This window comes from Caballeronia udeis (assembly GCF_001544555.2).
GTDB lineage: Bacteria > Pseudomonadota > Gammaproteobacteria > Burkholderiales > Burkholderiaceae > Caballeronia > Caballeronia udeis.
On record NZ_FCOK02000008.1, the window covers coordinates 62,111 to 79,482 of the forward strand.

A 17,372-nucleotide genomic window follows, 5' to 3' on the forward strand; every position below is an offset into this window, starting at 1 on the left:
ACATCCACAAGGCCAAAATCAAGGGGCATTCGGCATGCATCGGACGTACAACTACAAAGACTTCACCATCAAGGTGGAGACTGAGGCGGTGGCCGTAATCGCTGGCGAAAGGGTTCCTGCGACGCCAGCGGGATACATCGCAGACGTCAGCATAACGAAGAACGGGAGCCTCGCGGCTACTCGACGCCTCGACTTCTGCGAGATTGCAGAGCGCCCATTGGGCACCCCGGCTGAGGCTTTGATGCGCGGCTACGGTGCCGCCCAGCAGGTTATCGACCGGATGAAGAGCGCTATTGACCTGCCGTCCGCGTTGAAGGGGGGGTGAGTACGACGTTCATTTTCGCGGCGTTGGACATCGCGATCCGGATGCGTGGATGCGCGGTTGGCGACTTCCACCGAAGAGAGGAGCCCCGAGCGTGGCATCGCCAGATGGTGGCGAGGCGGCCCCTGCCGCGCCCCCTGCGTGCAAACGAGGGGGCGGTCCACTCAGCCTTTAGGTTTGCCTTTCGTGCGCTGGGCCACTTGCGCACCCTTTTGACCTTGCGTCTTCCCAAGGGACTTGCTTGGTGCCGCAACCTCCTTCTTCCTGCTCGGCATATCAGTTTCAGCCGCGTGACTCGGCGGGGCCTTTCTTGGTGATGGCATTTTGACCTCCTTCGCGTGTCGAATAGACACAATGTTAAAAATAGGCCGCGCGTGGTCGGGAATCAAGAAGACTTGCTTCAGCGATGGCGATATTCCTTTCCATCGACGCGATTTCTTCGCAAAACATGCGTCTGGGCGCACGTTGTCCTTCCGGAGTGCAGCCACAGCGTAATTGCCAAATGCACCTTCCTCATTTTGATGGAGCCAAGGGTGGACATCGCGTGCCGAACGGCTTCAGTGGTCGAGAACAGATTTAACAAGGCACAGCCGCAAGTCATTGCACATCGCCGAGTTGGCGCTTAGGGCGATGACGGCTTAGCATCCACACGACTTCAGGCGCTCCGTTGTCAGTCGGCATACCTCACCTTTCTGTCTGCTCGCAAAGTGGACGCCAATATCACCGTGCGTTGATGCAGATATTCGGTTGAGCGGAATAGACGCCACCGCGATCCTGGGTAGTTGCGGCTCTCTATGTGCACGAAAGGTAAGCGATACCGCCTGATGGCGGCCGATGAATCACGACGCTATGGGGAGAAATTAAAGTTTTTCTAAAAACTACCGTTTAACTGGTGATGTGCTGGAATCGCACGTTCACGCCTTGGCGAACGAGTGTTCGGCCAGGCTAAGGAGCGGGATAGTGGCGAAATCGAGGGTCGGGCCGTTTGGAATACCTATGTCTACAGCGGTCGTGCATCGGTCAGGGCTGCGCTTCGCTGCGGGAATATATCGCGTTCGGGTATTTGGGGCAACCGCGGGGCTGGTCTGTACCATGCCGATCATGTTGTCCGACCGCGCGGTTACTTTCCTGTTAATGACGTTTGCCGCGGATTTGTTGGCTTGGCCGCATCTCGCTTACGTAATCGCACGGCGCTCCATGCATCCTTTATGACGAGCACATGGAGCATGCGTCGGCGATAAAGTATCGAATCGCCCGACGTCTGCGCGCCGCGATTCAAAAGGACCTGAAGGTGCACTATCAACCGCAGGTAGATATGGTGAGCGGGAGGCTCATTGGAGTCGAGGCTCTCGCACGATGGTATGACACGGAGCTTGGCCACGTGCCGCCTGGTCTGTTTATTCCGATTGCAGAAGAAATGGGATTGATCAGCGAGCTTGGCATGGCCGTGATGCGCATCGCCTGCGCAGACGTGGCGCGCTGGCGTGCTATCCATAGCACCAGCGTGCAGATGTCCATTAACGTCTCGGTACTCCAACTGCGCCGCCTCGAATTTTTAGATGAAGTTTGCGCATTGATTTCGCAGTTCGAGATCGAACCCTCGCAGTTAGAGCTGGAAGTGACCGAGAGTGCGTTACTGGACAACGTTGGCGAGGCTCGATCCACATTCGAGCGATTGGCGCAGCTCGGCGTACGTGTTGCCGTTGACGACTTTGGAACGGGCTATTCAAATCTGTCTTACTTGCACGCGCTCAGGATTGACCGGATCAAGATTGACCAGTCCTTCATCAAGGAGCTATTCACCACCACGACCGGCCAGTCTATTGTCAGCGCGGTGATTGCCATGGCGAATGCGATGACACTCGACATAGTTGCCGAAGGCGTCGAGACGTGGGCTCAAGCACGCTGGCTGGTCTCACATGGATGTGTCATCGGGCAGGGCTACCACTTCAGCCACCCGCTCGCGCCGGAAGAGTTCGAACGCTGGATGATTGCAAACCCGGCGGGCTTAAGCTTGTCGGTGACCGAGTGCAGCTCGCACTCGTGATATCTTGATCGCCTCGTCACTTCGAGGCGATGAGATCTCTAATCGCGCATTTGTCACAGCATCCACGGTATGTGCGGGGCTTTATCATGTTGAACAGTTGAAGCCGCAAAAGCCTATAGGACGCACTGTTTGCTCAGAACGCAGACGGATCTTGGGTGAGCTCAGTCAATCGATGCAAAGAAGCAAGGAGGTCGTCGAGTTGCTTGCGGTAAAGCGATGCGCGTAACAGATGTCGCTTGAGCGCGAGGTGCTGCCGAATCAGTCTAGTGCCGCGGGAGATCTTTACGGCGATGACCGTACGTTCACCCGAATATGGGCGTCTCATGACCGTCCCGGAACATCGGTCAAAGCGACCTTGACCTTTCGCTCAGTGCGATAACTGCTACCGGATCTGTCCCGCTTTGCACAGATTTATCTCGACTTTCCAGCTTTTATTAAGCGGCGGACGCACGCACGCTCGTCGTTGTGGAAATGGTGAAAACAGGCCCAACAATTGCTGGACAAGGGACCACGGTCGTCGACAGTGATGATTGGACATTCTCATTGAAGGGGCACTCAAATGGCGGAACGCTTGGTTGACGTATTGGACCGCAGTGGAGCTGTATTACACACCTATCCGATTACACTCGGGGAGCTCGGCGACGCTGTGGATGATGGCGCATACGAAGCAAAGGCCTTGGAAGCAGCGGCGCACGGTCGTTTGGTACCGGATAACGAGCTACGAAGCTTGACCGCTAGAATCCACGTTAGTCGAGGCGGCCAGATGTCGTCTTACGGCGACGATGTGCAAGGCGATTCGGAAACAAAAGTTGGTCTTGAGCACGCCGTTCGTGAACGCGCTTACGCGCTTTGGCAACAGGACGGATGTCCAGAGAGCCGCGCCGAGGAGTACTGGTATCGCGCTCTTGATGAAAATCTCCGTGAACGTGCTTACGTGCTTTGGCAACAAGATGGAAGTCCCGCGGGGCGCGCCGATGAGTATTGGGAGCGACTCGTTAAGTTTCAGGCGCAATAAACTGTTCTTTGGAAGGCTTATGCACCTGCACTACAAAGGTTTTCGCATTGTTCCGGCGTCACGAACAGTTTTTAACGGGTTTATCGCTTCTGCCGTAGTGCGCCCCCGACACGGGAGCAGATATGTCGAGATCGATTCCACAGAGCGCTCGTCTGGCGAGCTTGCACGATTCGACACAGCAGACGAGGCCTTCGGCTGCGCTGTCGACTGGGGGTTTTCGTGGGTCGACCATCAACAGTGAAGTGCGCGGCAGGGGCTGAGCGGCAGCCACCGCTCCCTCCAAGCGGACGTTACTGCTCGCCGATAAGGATGTGGAGGATCTGCTTCCCGAAACGAGCGCATAGCGTTGCAAAGGAGCTGCCACGGGGGTTGCGAACTTCCGATGACAGATGAGCCAAAGACCTGACCTCACATTTATGGTCTGCGCCAGACGTAGCCAGCTTGCGAGCCGTGCAATGCGCCCCAGCACAGGCTTCTATCACCACGGTGCAGGCATGAAACGAAGCAATGAATTCGATGAGCTGCTTGCGCGTTACCTTCTTGCGAAAAACCATCCTGCCTCGCCGGTCCTGCCCGTGCAGGTGAAATGAGTGCTTGCTCAGATCGATCCCAATCAGCGTTACGTCTTGCATGATGACCTCCCTCAGAAAGGTATTCCGCCAGCGTAACCTACTCGATAGGGGGACCATTTCATTTCATTACGCCGTTGACGGTTCCTACTGCAGCATGAAGGTTTCGTATTCCAGCGATTCGAGTTTGCGATCAAGCAGATATAGGCTTGCGAGTACGACGACCAGGAGTGACCCTGCAAAACCATAACCGTAGTAAGCGGGATTCAACGAGAGCGTGAGTGCTGTAAACGCAACATTGAGCACGACAAAACCGGCCACCAGCGACAGGACGATCCTGCGCTTGTCGAGATAGAAGAACACATTGATCGTGCCCATGAACACGACCTGCATGCTTGCGGCGATGACGTCGATATAAAGAAGGGGCAGATACAGCGTCGAAATCCGCAGCCACGCGAGCAACACGGTTCCGGCGGCGAACAGGATCATTGCCGCTGTCGCCTGGACCTTGATGATTTCCCAGATGCCGTTACGCAGTGCTTCAACCATCGCGTTGCGCATCCGTTCGATATGTTGCAGCGACGCCCCCTCGCGCACGGCATCGTAGAACGCGTCGTAGTACTCGACGAAGTCCGTTTCGATGCGCATCAGGAAAACGGCCATGCCGGGAATGATCGCGAGATACGCGAGGAACACTGGAATGTCGTAGATGATGGAGGCGTGCAGCGGACCGATCACCTGTTGTCCCGTGCCCGATGAATACCAGAACATGAACTTGTCGACCCAGATGCCCAGGTTGTAGAGCAGGCCAGTCAACATCAGCGACGGGTAACGGTATCGCTTCCAGAACACCTCGAAGGAGATGAAGTGGTCGCTGCGATAGTCGCGGTAGATCAGCGAGAGGAGGCCTGCGAGCAGCACCGTTTGGCCGGTCACGAAGCCGGACAGCAGCCCGGTCAGGCCGAAGATGTTGAGTGTCAACGCGGCGCCCGTGGTGATCGTATAACCTATGAAGAACACCACGATGATCGACACGTACCGCTTCATGCCCGATAGAAAGATCGTCGCGATCCATATGTTGCTCATCACGACAAAACCGCCCAGCATCAATAGTCGATAGGCTGCGGTTTGCTGCGGAAAAAGAAAGATCACCGCGAGGCCGCCGAATAGCGTCGAGGCCACTGTTACAACGAACGAGACTGCATGGAAGTTTGGCAGCACGAGATCGTCGCGCCGCTCGAACAGACGGTCGGACGTGAACCGCGTGTAGGCGAGTTGCAGTGGCCCGGTCAGAACCAGCGACAATGAAATCAGATAGGTCACTGATACCTGGAACTGCGTGATCAGACCGGTCGGCAGGACGAACGGCAGACTCAGCACACCAATCAACAGGATGCCGACGATAGACAGCACCCATGGCCCCGCGCCGATCAGCCCGGCATAGGTATATGCCTGCATCAACCCCAACAACGTATTGCGGCGGAGCATCTTGCGTAGTTCGAAACCGATTCCGGCCATGGCGAGACTCTCTGTCAGTGCGGGAAGGGGGCTGCGTCGGACGAAAGGATCGGTGGATCAGCCACGTCCGCTTGCGTTGTCAGCCGGGCATACAGTTCCCGATATGCGCCCACCATCAGTTCCTGTGTGTAATAGCGTTCGACGCGCGCAATGCCCGCCTGCTGGGCAGCGTGCCAATTGGTTTCGTCGAGCAGGTCGAGCGCGGCTTCGGCAAGCGCGCGCGGGTCGGCGATCTGCACGACGCGACCGGCAGCACCCAGCGCCGCATCTTCGCCCTCCAGACCGTAGATCAATTGACGGCACGAACCAACATCCGTCGTGACCGACGGCACACCGGCCGCAAAGCCTTCGAGCACCACCAGGGGCAAGGCTTCGGAGATCGAGCTGAGCACCAGCACACCGCACTTAGGTAGTAGTTCGTCGATCTTCTGGAAACCCAGGAACTTGACCTTGTCTTGCAAGCCAAGGCTATCGACGAGCGCCCGGCATTCGTTCGCATACGGTTCGTCCTCGTTTTCGGGACCGGCGATCCACGCCTGCGCCTCTGGCATGCGGCGTACCACGGTCAGCATCGCGCGAATGAAGGTCTTGATGTCTTTGATGGGTACCACCCGGCCAATCAGGCAGAGCGTCTTCGGCACACTGGCGCCGCGCTGTTCGCGCAGCGGTTTCAGCCGTGGCAGGTTGACACCGTTAGGAATATTCGCGGTCTTGTGCTCGGGGGCGCCGTCGATGATCTGGCGGCGGCGGTTGCCCTCGTAGAGCGCGATGATGTCCTGCGCCGCGTCGTAGCAGACGTGCCCGAGCGTCTCGAAGAAACGTACCCACAGATCGCGGAAATAGCCGATCTGCGACACGTCGCGCTCGAAGATGCTGCGGTTGTCGCGGATCCACTGGCTCTGGAACAGGTCGATCTTGCGTTCCTTCGTATAGATGCCGTGTTCGGACACCAGCAAAGGCCGTGCATGGCGATAGCGCAGCAATGCACCGAGAAAGCCGGCGTAGCCCGTCGACACGGTGTGGAACATCCTGACCTGGGGTAACCCTTCAGCAATCCGCGCGAGCTGCCAGAGGGGTTTGTGCATGATGCGCACGGTCCAGAAATAGTCGACAAACGATGGATCGGTGCAGAACTGCTTGTACTGGTCGGTCAGATAATTCCACGCCTCCTTCGAATAGAGGAAGGCGTCTTCGCTGAGCGCGCCACCAGGGCGCAGATCGCCGAGCATGTCTTTCAGCATCCGGCCGGCCGCCTGGCGCATGGCCGGATTGCGCAGGCTGTCGTGCAGTTGAGCGGAACGCATGAAGGCGGATGGATCGCCGCGCTGCCGCTGGACTTGAGGCGGCGGAGCAAAGTCATACAGGTAGTGATTCTCCAGATGCACGACATTGTCCGGCAGTGCGTACGACATCTTCGGATAGTCCTGTGGACGGCTGCCCAGAAAACACAATGCGAAGGTGTACTCCGGAAACGCGCGGATGATCTGGTTGACCCAGCTCGAGACGCCGCCGCTCACGTAAGGAAACGTGCCTTCGAGCAACAAAGCGATATCGGCGGATGCCGCACGGGGCAGGACAGCAGTATCCGCATGGGTGCTGGAAGTAGTCATGGTCGGGCATCTTGAGGAGAGGCGGTGTGCTCGCGCTGTTGCCAGAAATCGAGCACCGCATGCAGCGTGGGTGTAGTCGCGCGGTTGTCCATCTCGCCGAGAAGACTGCGTACCCGCGCGAAATCACGGCGCAGATAGGCGCCTTCCGCGAGATACGGCAGCATCCGGTCGCGCGGGAAACCGCAATCGATCGCTCGTTGCAGCATCGCGTCGGCAGCATCGAGATCGTACCGGTCGAGCGCGAGCCGGCCGCGCAGCCGCCACAGTGACGCGTCGTTGGCGTCGAGGGCGAGCGCTGCCGATGCGAAACCGTCGGCCTGATCGGCGGCGTTACGATAGACGTCGCCGGTCACCAGATGCTGGTAGATCAGTTCGCTATAGAGTTCTGCGAGCGTTTTGTTGGCCCGCCGGCGTTCGTCGTCGCTGATACCAGGGTGAAGTGTCTCGTCAAGCTTTGGGCGTTCCACCAGAATTTGCTGGGTCAACACTTTTTCGTGGTTGTCGAGAATACCGTAGGCGAGCAGACGAATGTCGTCCAGCGGATCGGCCAGCATGCCTTGCAACACCGGCGACACCGTTCGGGCCGGCATCGACTGCATGGCGAGCAACGCGGTCATGCGAAACTCGGTACCGGCGTCGACGTTTTGCAACTCGGCCTTCAGCCGTGCCCCGCGTCCATACGACACATTGCCGATCAGGTTCGCGGCGAACTCGGGTTCTTCAACGTGTGTGACCGGTAGTTTGGCTCGCGTGCGGGGAAGCGTCGCGGCGACGGCCAGCGCGCCGATCGTGCACACCACGCCGCCGACCGGCACCGCGAAATTCAGGAACCACACGGCGCCCAGGAGACCCGCGCGAGGCAGCCGGTAGCGCACCGGCATCGTGCGTGCAATGCCGAGGGAGATCAGCAGCGCGGCCACCGCCTGCAAGGGCAGGCAGATCAGCAATGTGTGCGTGTTCTGGTGCACGGCGGCAACTACCGCGCCGTCGATCGCACCGCTCAATCGTTGCGCCGACATGTCCGGCGCGCTATGTGCCGCGATCGCGAAGACGCCGAGTTGCAGCGCGCAGCCGCACAGTCCTGAAAGTCCTGCGAGTCCCGTAATAAGCGCGCTGCCCCGTGCGGGTCCGGTAGCGGCGGATACGGGCGAGCGGCGTTCGTCAACTGCTGACATTGCATCGCTCCAGGAAGCGCCGCAACGCGGCGACCGGTTCCTGCACCGGGACCGGCATCGAATGCTCCGCGACCCGTGCAGACTCGAAATCGACGCCGAACTGGGCGCGCAGGTTGGTTTCGATGCGCAGCAAATAACCGTCGACGGCGTTCTCTCCGGACAGCGGCATCAAAGTCAGGATCACGCGATGCCGTTCGTCATGAAACCGCCATTGCACATCGAGCGCCCGGCGCGTGCGCAGCACGTGTTCGTACCATGTCGTGCTGCGTTCGCTGGTATCGAACACGAGCGCGACCAGTGACGATTCGACCTGCGTATCGCGGTACAGATGCACGAGCCGCGCATAGTCAAGGGCGAATGCGTAGGGACAGTCGGGAAACGCCTGCAGCGTCTCGCGCGTGACCTCTGCGTGCTGCACGCCGTCCGCGTAGTAGTTGCACAGCACGAGCAGGAACTGCAGGTTGTCGCGGGTCAGCGCAAGGAACGGCATGCGCTCGACTGCCAGGATACCGATCGGCTCCTTCTGTGCGTCGATAAGCGGCACGCAAGCAATGTAGCGGCTGCGCACAGCCTGTTGCTGCGTCGTCGATTCGATGTGAACGAGGGTGCGAGATTCCAGTGCCTCCCGCAGCAGGGGATCGTTGGTATCGAGTTCGAACGGCGCGCCAATCGACGCCGATGCTTCGTCGTGTGGTTTGCCGCCGCGCCAGGTGTAGAGACGTGCTCCTTCCAGCTGGCAGGCCTGCGCGGCGGCTTCGAGAAACGGCTGCGCACCATGTAGCGTGAACCTGCCGACCTGGGCGTCGCTTGGCTCCTGCGTGAGCGTGACCATGCGCAGGCGCTCGAGCGAGTCGCGCAGCGTCGCGGGCCGGCCGAGCAGATCCTGTTCGAGGCGCTCGTGCGAGAGCCGCAACATGAATTGATTACGTGTCAGGATGGACAGCCGCTCGGCGAGATAGTCGTTCGCAATGCGGCTCTGACCTAGCCGGATGATCCACACGTCGCCGAACTGTCCGCACAGCAGGGTGGACACGAAGCCGCCGAAAAAGAAGCTGACCGGAAAGGGCGTGGCGGACGAAGACCCGCTGAGTGTGTGCGCTATCGACCCGAGACTCGATGGATCGGCGCCCGGATACAGCACGTACCAGGAGGCCAGCAAGATCAGCCCGGAGAACGAGCCGGCGATGGAGCCGTAACGCAGCGCCAACATGATGGGCACGATCCAGATCCAGCCGAAACCGACATGCGTCAACAGCGGGTCATGCCGCGAAAAGGCCCAGCCCACGCCGACTGCGAGCAGTGTCGCGACACACGTTTCGAGCGCGGTAATCGCGCGGCGATGCGCCGAGCCGGGTGGCGGTGCGATCATGCGCGCCCACCAAGAGCCACCGCCGACGCTTTGCGCCTGGCGCCGCTTCAGCCGGCTGCTCGGTGCAGGTTGATCCGGTGCATGCGTATTCATGGAGTTTGATTACCTGATGTCGGGTTCTATATCGATGACAGACGCGTGGTGCCTCGTGCGTTTGATCACCGGGCCAACGGCTCGAGCAATTCACGCTCGAGCTTCTGCGCGACGCCCGACACGGCGTCGCGGCTCCAGCCGGTGCGGCTGCCGCTGGTGCTCCAGACCACCTTGCCGGTCTGCACATCGAGTACGTCGAAGGTGAGACCTACCGCCGGCTCGCCGTCCACGCCAACCTTGTAGCGCCATTCGTTGACCGCGCCGCTCAGCGCGTAGCGGGCATTCTGCTGGCGCGCCCAGTTGAGCGCGGTCTGCTGCGCGTCGGGCTTGGCCGGGTCGAAAAGCGTTTCGTCGTCGGCGCTCGCCGGATAGCGCGCGAGGCTCCCATAACCGTAGGACGTCATGAGACTCTGCGCAATCGAGGCGGCGCGCAAACCGGCCTGCGGCGTCTCGGTGTTGTTCGCGATGGGCAGGATGGCCCAGTTGTCCGTCTTCGAGAATGCCGGCGTGGTGCTGCGATCGACGACCGCGCATCCGGCGAGCATCGCTGCTGCCACGGCGATCGACACCATGGCCGCTGCACTCCATCCGGGTGCCCGCATGTGTCGCTGCGTGATCTGACGTTGATTAGCTTGATCCATCTTGCTCTCCAGTAAGACAGCCTTAAAACAGCCATCGATAACGTATTCCGACTTCCTTGACCGAGGTCGAGTGGTTCGACGACACGCCTTGATACAGGCCGTAGACAAGCGCCTGGTCGTGGCCGAAGACGCTGCCCGCGAGGCCCAGTTCAACCTGTTCCGACCAGCCGGCGCGCGAATCGCGCAATGGGCCGACGGAAAACATCGGGCGCCACCCTTTTGAATAGGCGTCGGGCAGGTCGTCGCCAAACGAGAACAGGATGCCGCCCTGCGTGAACGTCTGCGGCATGAAGGACTGCGCGGTAAACGGCACGCCCGCGGGCAGCAGGGCGCGCAGTCGCTCGCCGGGTGAGCCGCCGGCACTGTATTGACCGTGTGAGAACACCGCGCGGATCGTGTAGTCCGGGTAGTCGGCCTTGATCTTGTAGCCCGCGTTCAGTTCGACCAGGTGGCCGTCGCCGAGTGACGAGCGGTCCTGGCCGTGAAAGCGCGCGTATTCATAGCGGCCGCCGCCGAACCAGTGTGAATCGAACCGGTAGTTAAAGCCGACCGACGCAATGTCCTTGGTGCCGCCAACCAGCAGCTGCGTCGTTTCGGTCGCGCTCTGGTTATAGCCGAGCGCATAGGTAAGCGACAGGCTCGGCGAGATCCTGTAGATGCCGTCCAGGCGTGCGGTCGTGAAATCATCAAGCGCGTCGCGGCGGCCGAGCGTCACGTGCTCGCCGTCGTACTGACCCTGGTGCGAATAGATCGCCTCGATGAGCCGGTCATGTTTGGGCGCATAGGGCAGCGATGCGGTGTCGGTTGTCTGGTCGCGCTGCATGTAGCGAAATTGCAGTGCTTGCGAAGGGCTCACACGAAAACCGCCGGTCAGGGATTCTTCCGTAAAGCGCAGCGGCCCCTGATCTGCATACCGGAACGCGGACGCGAGCGACTGTGCATTACGCAGCAACTGCTCGCTCAGTTGGGCCTGCATCACTTCGTCGTCCGGCAGGCGCGTCATCGAGTCGAATGCGGAGGTTTGTGCCGCGGCGTAGCGGCCCGTCAACACCTGTGCGTCGACCTTGTTCTGACGCGGAATCAGATCGGGTAGGTCGTCGAGCAAGCGCGACAGTTCGTTGACGTTGCCCTCGTTGATGGCCAGTTGAGCTTCGGCGTAGATCGGGCGCGTGCTGCGTTCGATGTACTGTTTTTCGAGCCACGCGCGTTCGAGCTCCGGCTCGTCTTGTGCTTGTGCCCACGAAATCGCGGCCTCGCGTGCGATCGCACTGTTGACGCGCCGCTCGCGGCTGATGACTTGCTCCGTAGCCGGCGGCAGCTTGCCGATGTCGCCCAGTTCGGATTGCGCGGGTTGCGCATTGGTGTCGTGGCGGGTGTCGGCACGCAGCATCTCGATCAGCACCGCACGCGAGCGGTCGCCGCTGTCGAACAGGGTTGCAAGCGCAACGTAGCGGCCGCGCAGATCGTCTTCCTCGGCTGTGGGAAGCGACGCCGCGTGGGTTGGATCGCGCCGGCGCCGCGCCAGTTCGAGCCAGACGTTCCTGCGAAGACGCCACGCGTCGTCGATCCGGCCGTTCAGCTCCAGCGCATCCGCATAAGTGAGCCTCCAAAGCGGACTGCCTGCTGCATTGGCCACTTGCTTGTGCAGATAATGCAAGGCCGCCCGGCCGTCGCCGAGCCGCAGTGCCGCTGCGCCGTAGGGAGCCCAGAGTGGTGGATTGCCTTGCGCGTCGCGAGCGAAGCGTCGCAGCGCGTCGCGTAATTCGGGATCGGTGCCGTGATCGATCAGCAACCACAGGTACGCAGCACGCGCTTCCATGTTCTCCGGCTCGACTTTCGCGGCGCGTTTGATGTCGCGCGCCTGGGCCGCGGTCGCGCCGGTCTGGTGTTCGTAGTCGGCGCGCGCGAGCAGGAAAGTCGCGGATTGCTCGGCCGCGGCTAGTTCCTGCGGTGACAGCGAGGCGAGCAACGCCTGAATTCGGCCCCATGCACGCGCCCGCTCATAGTCGTATAACGCCTGAGAAAGCATGCGCGGCGGGCCGCCATGCCGGTACGCATAGTCGGCGAGGCGTCCGGCGTCGAGCGGGGAGTCGCTGTAGAACCCGGCCATGATCTCGTAGTCATCGGCGCCAGCACCGCCGCCGGCCAGCAGCGCCCGATATCCTTCGTTGACGGCGTTCGGATTCTGAACCGTGGTTGCCAGCAATGCGTAGAGGCGCCAGAAGTCACCGTCGCCGGAGGCCGCAGCGCGCCTGGCCTCATCCAGGGCCGCGAGGGCGGCATCGAACTGCGTGCGAGCGTAGAGCATGGTCGCGATCTTCATGCCGTATGCGGCGCTCGGCCCATATTCGCGCTCGAGGTCGCGATACGTGCGCAGCGCCAGGTCGTCGTCACCTTTGCGCTCAGCGACCAATGCGTAGCGTTCGGCCACTGTGCGGCGTAGCGCGCCGTGCATCCGTTCCTGAAGAAACCGCAACGCGCTGTCCGGATCGCCAATGCGTTCGTACGAGAACACGACTGCGTCGAGCAGCTTCAGATTGTCTGGCTGCTGGTTCGATTGATATAACGTGACTGCCAGCATCGCCGCATCGTCATTCAATCCCGGGGCGAGGCGCGCGACCTGTTGCCAAGCCGAGTTGTCACCGTGCGCCTGGGCGAGGGCGAGATAGTTGTGCAGCGCCACCTGGGGCTGATGATTCCACTCTGCAACCTGCGCGAGCCGCGCACGCCAAAGCGTCGACGACGGATCGCGGTCGAGTGCGGTTTGCGCGATGCGCTGGGCGTCTGCAACATTGCCGTTCGCGAGGAACACGCGATAGGCAAGTTCGTAGTCGCTGGCGCTGCCGGCCGGCGCCGATGCGGAAGACACGGCTGATGCCGGCATCACTGTGCCGCTTGATGCGGCGGGCACCGCGGATGCGACGGAGGACGCCACGCGTAACAGCCCGTTGCCCTCCGCCGCAGCGGTGTTGACAACGCCGCGAGCCGTGAAGCGCGTGCCGGCCGGGCCGAGCGACCAGATCGCAGTGCGCATGCCGGTTGCCGTGCGTTCCGGGCGATACCAGGTGGCGCGAAGCCATATGCCTTGCGCGCCGTAATGCCCGACAACCATGTTTTGCGGTGCCGGCCACGGGCCGTGGCCGGCACGATGCATGGGTGGGGGCGGAGGAATAGACGACGGTGCGCGCAGGGCCGCGCGTTGGACATGCGCCTCCATGTACCCGTTATTGCCCGGACGCCGCGCGGACATCTTCAGCAGGCGCTTTACATACTGCTCGGCGAGATCCGGCCGGCCTGCGGCGAGCGCGAGGTTCGCGAGATACCGCAACGTCTCGGGGTCCCCGGCGAGCGGGCCGAGGTGCGTGGCCGCAGCCTGTATCGCCGCGACCGGATCGTTACCCGCCTGCAACGCGTGCAGCCCGGCCAGGAACAGCGTGCGACGTTGATCGAGGCTCGTCGCGCGCGCTTGAGCCTTGAACAACGCATTGGCCGCCGCTACATATTGGCCGCTTGCCAGTTGTGTCTGGGCGAGGGCTACAAGCCAGTCGCCGGAGTGTGAAGGGTCGCTGTCAGCCAGTTGTGCGTAGTAATGGGCTGCCAGCTCGTTGTCGTTGAGTGCACGGGCCTGTCGAGCGAGCAGGCCGAGTTGCTCGTTGTCCCAGCGATATGCAAGGGCCTCATGCAACACGGCGTCGAGTTCGCGAAGCCGCGCGTCGCGCGCAAGGTCGTTGTTTTTCAACGCGTAGAGACGTTGCTCGGCAAGCGAGATGCGCATGGCGAGCGCGCTTTGCCGCGCTGCGGGGTCGCGCGACAGCGACAGGCGCGCGAGAATCCGGCCGGCGTCCGCGACGCGCTGGCCCTTCAGGTATTCGCGCGTCAGCTCCGACAGTACCTCGGCATTGTCCGGATCGACCCGCAGCCAGGCTTCGAGGTAGGCGATCGTCAGGCCGTCCGCCTTCTTCCCTCCGAGCAACCGCTCCTCGAGTTTTTCGCGGGGAAAGGCGAGCACCAGCATCAACGCCACCAGTGCGCCGAGAACGAGGATGACGGCCGGCGAGAACAGCCGCTGCCGCTCAGGCGTCGCAGGCGACATCGACATGCAATAGGTGAGCGTCGGTGGAGAGAGCGTGCCGCGTCACGCGGCACGCACCTGTGTTAGCGAGACGAAACTGCGGCGCGACTCGCGCGCGTAGATCGAACGAGAAGCCGCTGGGCGTGCGCGTGAAGTTGTCTATCACGCCATTCGCATCCGCCAGATACGGCATGCGGGGCGCCTTGGACTGGCCGATGACGGTGAAGCTCGCCTCGCCTCCCGTCAGATGAACATAGGTGCCGCCCGGACCGGGCAGATAGCCGGCCACACCCGTCGCATTGGTGAGATCTGGCACCCGGCCGGGCGGCAGCCGCACTGTGCGCAGTTGTCCGCCGTCGCGTACGGTCCAGCGCTCCCCGTCGCGCGTAATGCTGGCGTCGAGGAAGTCGAGCACCTTGCGTGCATACTCGGACGTGAACACGGGCGTCACGGGTTGTTGCAGGACAGTGTCGAACACCTCGCGCAACGCTTTCATCGACGCATACTTGGTGCCGGAGAACATGTGGTAGTAGATGTCCACCGGCTTGAAGCGAATTGGCTGGTCGGTCATCGCGAAGGTTTCCAGCACGCGCGTAAAGCCGTAGAACGGACCCTGCCACAACCCGGTATACAGTTCTTCGTTCTGGTTGGGCGCAAACACCTGGTAGTAGCCACCCTTCATCACGCCGAGCGGCGCGATCGCGGTCCAGCTCGGGTAGCTCTTCGTGATCAGCGTGTCGCCGCCGTTCAGGTTGAGTACACCGGCGTCGTAAGCGGCCTTCAGCACGGGTGCCGGCACCTGGCAATCGCCGCTCCACAGCACCATGCTGACCGGTTTGTTGGCGGGCGCGATCTGCCTGTCGATGAAGTCGATCGATCCTTCTATCTCCCGATCGATACTGAAGCGATAACCTGGGATATCGATCGATAACCCGTCCTGGTTGACCTGACTGCCGCCCTCGGTTTGCACATCCTTCGTGCTCGATACGCCCAGCCCTGTGACGCGCATCCATTGCAGGGGGTGCGTGTAGGTGTGAGTCGCCACCTCGACATTGGGCAACTGGAAGATACGCGTGCCCAGTGCGCGCAGATGCGCAGCGAAAGCCTTGTACGGGCCGTCGTCACTCACTTCGCCTTCGATCAGCGACACCGTGGTCGGCATGCCGGAATCACGCAGCAACCGGTAGAGTTCGTCGCCGGAATATTGCGGAGCCGCATCGGTGTTCGGCGCACTGCCGTCGCTGAACTCGGCGCGCGACGCGAAACCGTCGCCATCGATGTGTGACATCAGCAGGCGCCGGCCGTTTTCGGTGGTCGTGTCCGGCACCGGCATGTCGGCGGGCAGGCGCAACGCGGCTCGCAGGAACGCCAGCGGTTGCGTGACCCAGCGCGCCTGGTTGACCGCGCCGAGATCGTAGACGCCGAACGGGCGCATTGCGTAGCCGCCCCACGGCGTGATTGCCGCGCCGTCGATTACGAAGTCTCCCGAGCGCAGGCGCAGCAGCGAGCGGCTTCGGGTGCCGACCCGGATAGCTGTGTAATCGTGCGGATCGGGACGCGGTTTCATTTCGAAGCCCATCAGTTTCGAGTCGTACGACTCGACCTCGAGCTTGCCGTTCGCGGGTTGTCCCGGCACGATCTGCAGATCGAGCTTCTGCGCGAGCGCCGGATCGAGCTGGATACCGAACGAGGTGAACACCGCGACTGGCAGACCTGCGTCGATCTGTTTGGCAAGCCACGCGCGATAGTCCGCCGGACGCGGCACATCGTTGTTCATCCATAGCACGATGCCGGCGTAGCGGTTGAGAAGATCGCCCTGCGGCATGGGCTCGCTTGCATCGCGGTAATCGATCCGGTAGCCGAGGTAATTGAGCGGCATTGCAAGGAAACGCACGCCCGGAGACACGTTCAAATCTGTTCTCGCCGGTGGATCCTGGACAACAAGAATGCGTCGCCGCAGCGGTTCCAGCGCACCGATGCCCATTGTCGAGAGTGCGCCGTCAGTCACATACGGCACGATTCCGAGCGCGCGGATCTTCGTCGCCGTGTCGCGCGCGCACGCGCGGTCGGCCGGCGGGCAGTAATCGATCGAGACGACGGGCAGATGGTATTGCGTGCGAATGGCGGACGCTTGCGCCAGCAGCCAGTCGCGATCGGCTTGCGATACTTCCACATAGCGCTGCTGTGCCTGATCCCAGCCGCGATAAAGTGACTCGAAGGCCACCGCGTAAGCGAGGTCGTGCACCTGCGGCAGAATTTCGAAGCCGCGATTGAAGATCAGCTTCGCGTCCGGATAACGAGCCTTGATGGCACGTATCACGGCCGCCAGGCCAGCTTGCTGGCGTGCACGCTCGGAGTCGGTCTTCGCGACCAGTTGCCAGGAATCGAGCGTGTCAAGGAAGAAGCCGCGATAACCCTTGTCCCACAGCGGGGCGATCACATGATCGACGTAGAACGCGGGCCAGCCGGGCTGGCTCTGGTCGACCACGCGAGAGGCCCACGATTCGTCATGCCCGGCGAGCCACGCTTTCGGCAGGTCGGCATAGTAACTGCGCGACGGCAGCACTTCACCCACGCTCGCATACGCGAACCAGGTCGTGTGGGGCAGTCGATGGGCGAGGGGATTGAAACCGCTATCCGGTTCCACGACTGCTGCGTCATAGCCGGATAGCAATTCAACAGGTGGGTCGATCCCGTAGTAGAAGGCCACCGATGGCTGCAGTTGGGAGGGCGGCGACGGGTTGGAGGATGGCTCAGGCGTGCCGGTTGCAGCCGCGACTGGGGGAAGCCACAGCGCAGATGTGGCGACGAGGGTGGCGGCGATCACCGGCCTTGCGGCGTACCACAACCGTGTAGTGAGCCGTGTAGTGAGCGGCATAGGCGACCCGGAACCAGATATTTGCGCTGGCCGACGCAAAAATACCGTGATTCTATAAAGCAG

At 61.6% G+C, this 17,372-nt stretch carries 11 protein-coding genes and 2 pseudogenes; 4 read left to right on the forward strand and 9 right to left on the reverse strand.

The annotated features are described in order from the left end of the window. Nucleotides 1-34 precede the first annotated feature (34 nt). From AWB69_RS08320 to AWB69_RS08325, 3 genes are all read left to right on the forward strand, one after another. Entirely contained in the window at nt 35-325 is a 291-nt protein-coding gene (locus AWB69_RS08320; protein WP_062084211.1) for a hypothetical protein, read from the forward strand. A 993-nt stretch (nt 326-1,318) separates the two neighbouring features. Further along, nucleotides 1,319-1,534 carry an MASE2 domain-containing protein gene (locus tag AWB69_RS50730; RefSeq protein ID WP_075643879.1) on the forward strand — a complete coding sequence of 72 codons (216 nt, stop codon included), beginning with the start codon at nt 1,319-1,321 and terminating at the stop codon, nt 1,532-1,534. 7 nt (nt 1,535-1,541) lie between these two features. Beyond that, the gene (locus AWB69_RS08325; protein WP_062084213.1) at nt 1,542-2,369 is read left to right on the forward strand and encodes a putative bifunctional diguanylate cyclase/phosphodiesterase; all 828 of its coding nucleotides are present in this window, start codon (nt 1,542-1,544) and stop codon (nt 2,367-2,369) included. A gap of 133 nt (nt 2,370-2,502) precedes the next feature. Here the strand turns inward: AWB69_RS08325 and AWB69_RS49240 are convergent. After that, nucleotides 2,503-2,628, reverse strand: a pseudogene (locus tag AWB69_RS49240) (IS6 family transposase); the annotation flags it as partial. A 300-nt stretch (nt 2,629-2,928) separates the two neighbouring features. On the opposite strand from AWB69_RS49240, the gene AWB69_RS45595 reads away from it, so the two are divergent. Then, complete coding sequence (locus AWB69_RS45595; RefSeq protein ID WP_075643880.1) at nt 2,929-3,384, forward strand: DUF2934 domain-containing protein; 456 nt, start codon at nt 2,929-2,931, stop codon at nt 3,382-3,384. A 425-nt stretch (nt 3,385-3,809) separates the two neighbouring features. On the opposite strand, the pseudogene AWB69_RS45600 reads toward AWB69_RS45595, so the two are convergent. The 8 genes and pseudogenes from AWB69_RS45600 to AWB69_RS08370 form a co-directional block, all read right to left on the reverse strand. Next, nucleotides 3,810-4,016: pseudogene (locus AWB69_RS45600) on the reverse strand (IS110 family transposase); the annotation flags it as partial. A gap of 84 nt (nt 4,017-4,100) precedes the next feature. Then, nucleotides 4,101-5,471 (reverse strand): exopolysaccharide Pel transporter PelG, encoded by a 1,371-nt coding sequence (gene pelG / locus AWB69_RS08340; RefSeq protein WP_062084219.1) that lies wholly within the window; start codon nt 5,469-5,471, stop codon nt 4,101-4,103. A 14-nt stretch (nt 5,472-5,485) separates the two neighbouring features. After that, the gene (gene pelF, locus AWB69_RS08345; RefSeq protein WP_062084221.1) at nt 5,486-7,081 is read right to left on the reverse strand and encodes a GT4 family glycosyltransferase PelF; all 1,596 of its coding nucleotides are present in this window, start codon (nt 7,079-7,081) and stop codon (nt 5,486-5,488) included. After that, nucleotides 7,078-8,100: a hypothetical protein gene (locus AWB69_RS08350; RefSeq protein WP_063977771.1), complete on the reverse strand. Its 1,023-nt coding sequence runs from the start codon at nt 8,098-8,100 to the stop codon at nt 7,078-7,080. The genes pelF and AWB69_RS08350 overlap by 4 nt, the downstream gene beginning before the upstream one ends. Nucleotides 8,101-8,242: 142 nt before the next feature. Then, nucleotides 8,243-9,718 (reverse strand): PelD GGDEF domain-containing protein, encoded by a 1,476-nt coding sequence (locus AWB69_RS08355; protein ID WP_062084225.1) that lies wholly within the window; start codon nt 9,716-9,718, stop codon nt 8,243-8,245. 65 nt (nt 9,719-9,783) lie between these two features. Further along, a complete protein-coding gene (locus tag AWB69_RS08360) occupies nt 9,784-10,320 on the reverse strand; it encodes a penicillin-binding protein activator LpoB (RefSeq protein WP_062084429.1) in 537 nt (178 codons plus the stop codon). Nucleotides 10,321-10,381: 61 nt separating this feature from the next. Next, on the reverse strand, nt 10,382-14,458 hold the full coding sequence (locus AWB69_RS08365) for a tetratricopeptide repeat protein (RefSeq protein WP_062084227.1): 4,077 nt from the start codon (nt 14,456-14,458) through the stop codon (nt 10,382-10,384). Beyond that, entirely contained in the window at nt 14,433-17,309 is a 2,877-nt protein-coding gene (locus tag AWB69_RS08370) for a bifunctional glycoside hydrolase 114/ polysaccharide deacetylase family protein (RefSeq protein WP_062084229.1), read from the reverse strand. Before AWB69_RS08370 ends, AWB69_RS08365 begins: the two co-directional genes overlap by 26 nt. Between the last annotated feature and the right edge of the window lie 63 nt (nt 17,310-17,372).

Excerpts from the sequence above, each read along its gene's own strand:
- AWB69_RS08320 (WP_062084211.1), top strand. The coding sequence starts at position 35 with ATGCATCGGACGTACAACTACAAAGACTTCACCATCAAGGTGGAGACT.
- AWB69_RS50730 (WP_075643879.1), top strand. The coding sequence starts at position 1,319 with ATGTCTACAGCGGTCGTGCATCGGTCAGGGCTGCGCTTCGCTGCGGGA.
- AWB69_RS08325 (WP_062084213.1), top strand. The coding sequence starts at position 1,542 with ATGGAGCATGCGTCGGCGATAAAGTATCGAATCGCCCGACGTCTGCGC.
- AWB69_RS45595 (WP_075643880.1), top strand. The coding sequence starts at position 2,929 with ATGGCGGAACGCTTGGTTGACGTATTGGACCGCAGTGGAGCTGTATTA.
- pelG (WP_062084219.1), bottom strand. The coding sequence starts at position 5,471 with ATGGCCGGAATCGGTTTCGAACTACGCAAGATGCTCCGCCGCAATACG.
- pelF (WP_062084221.1), bottom strand. The coding sequence starts at position 7,081 with ATGACTACTTCCAGCACCCATGCGGATACTGCTGTCCTGCCCCGTGCG.
- AWB69_RS08350 (WP_063977771.1), bottom strand. The coding sequence starts at position 8,100 with ATGTCGGCGCAACGATTGAGCGGTGCGATCGACGGCGCGGTAGTTGCC.
- AWB69_RS08355 (WP_062084225.1), bottom strand. The coding sequence starts at position 9,718 with ATGAATACGCATGCACCGGATCAACCTGCACCGAGCAGCCGGCTGAAG.
- AWB69_RS08360 (WP_062084429.1), bottom strand. The coding sequence starts at position 10,320 with ATGCGGGCACCCGGATGGAGTGCAGCGGCCATGGTGTCGATCGCCGTG.
- AWB69_RS08365 (WP_062084227.1), bottom strand. The coding sequence starts at position 14,458 with ATGTCGATGTCGCCTGCGACGCCTGAGCGGCAGCGGCTGTTCTCGCCG.
- AWB69_RS08370 (WP_062084229.1), bottom strand. The coding sequence starts at position 17,309 with ATGCCGCTCACTACACGGCTCACTACACGGTTGTGGTACGCCGCAAGG.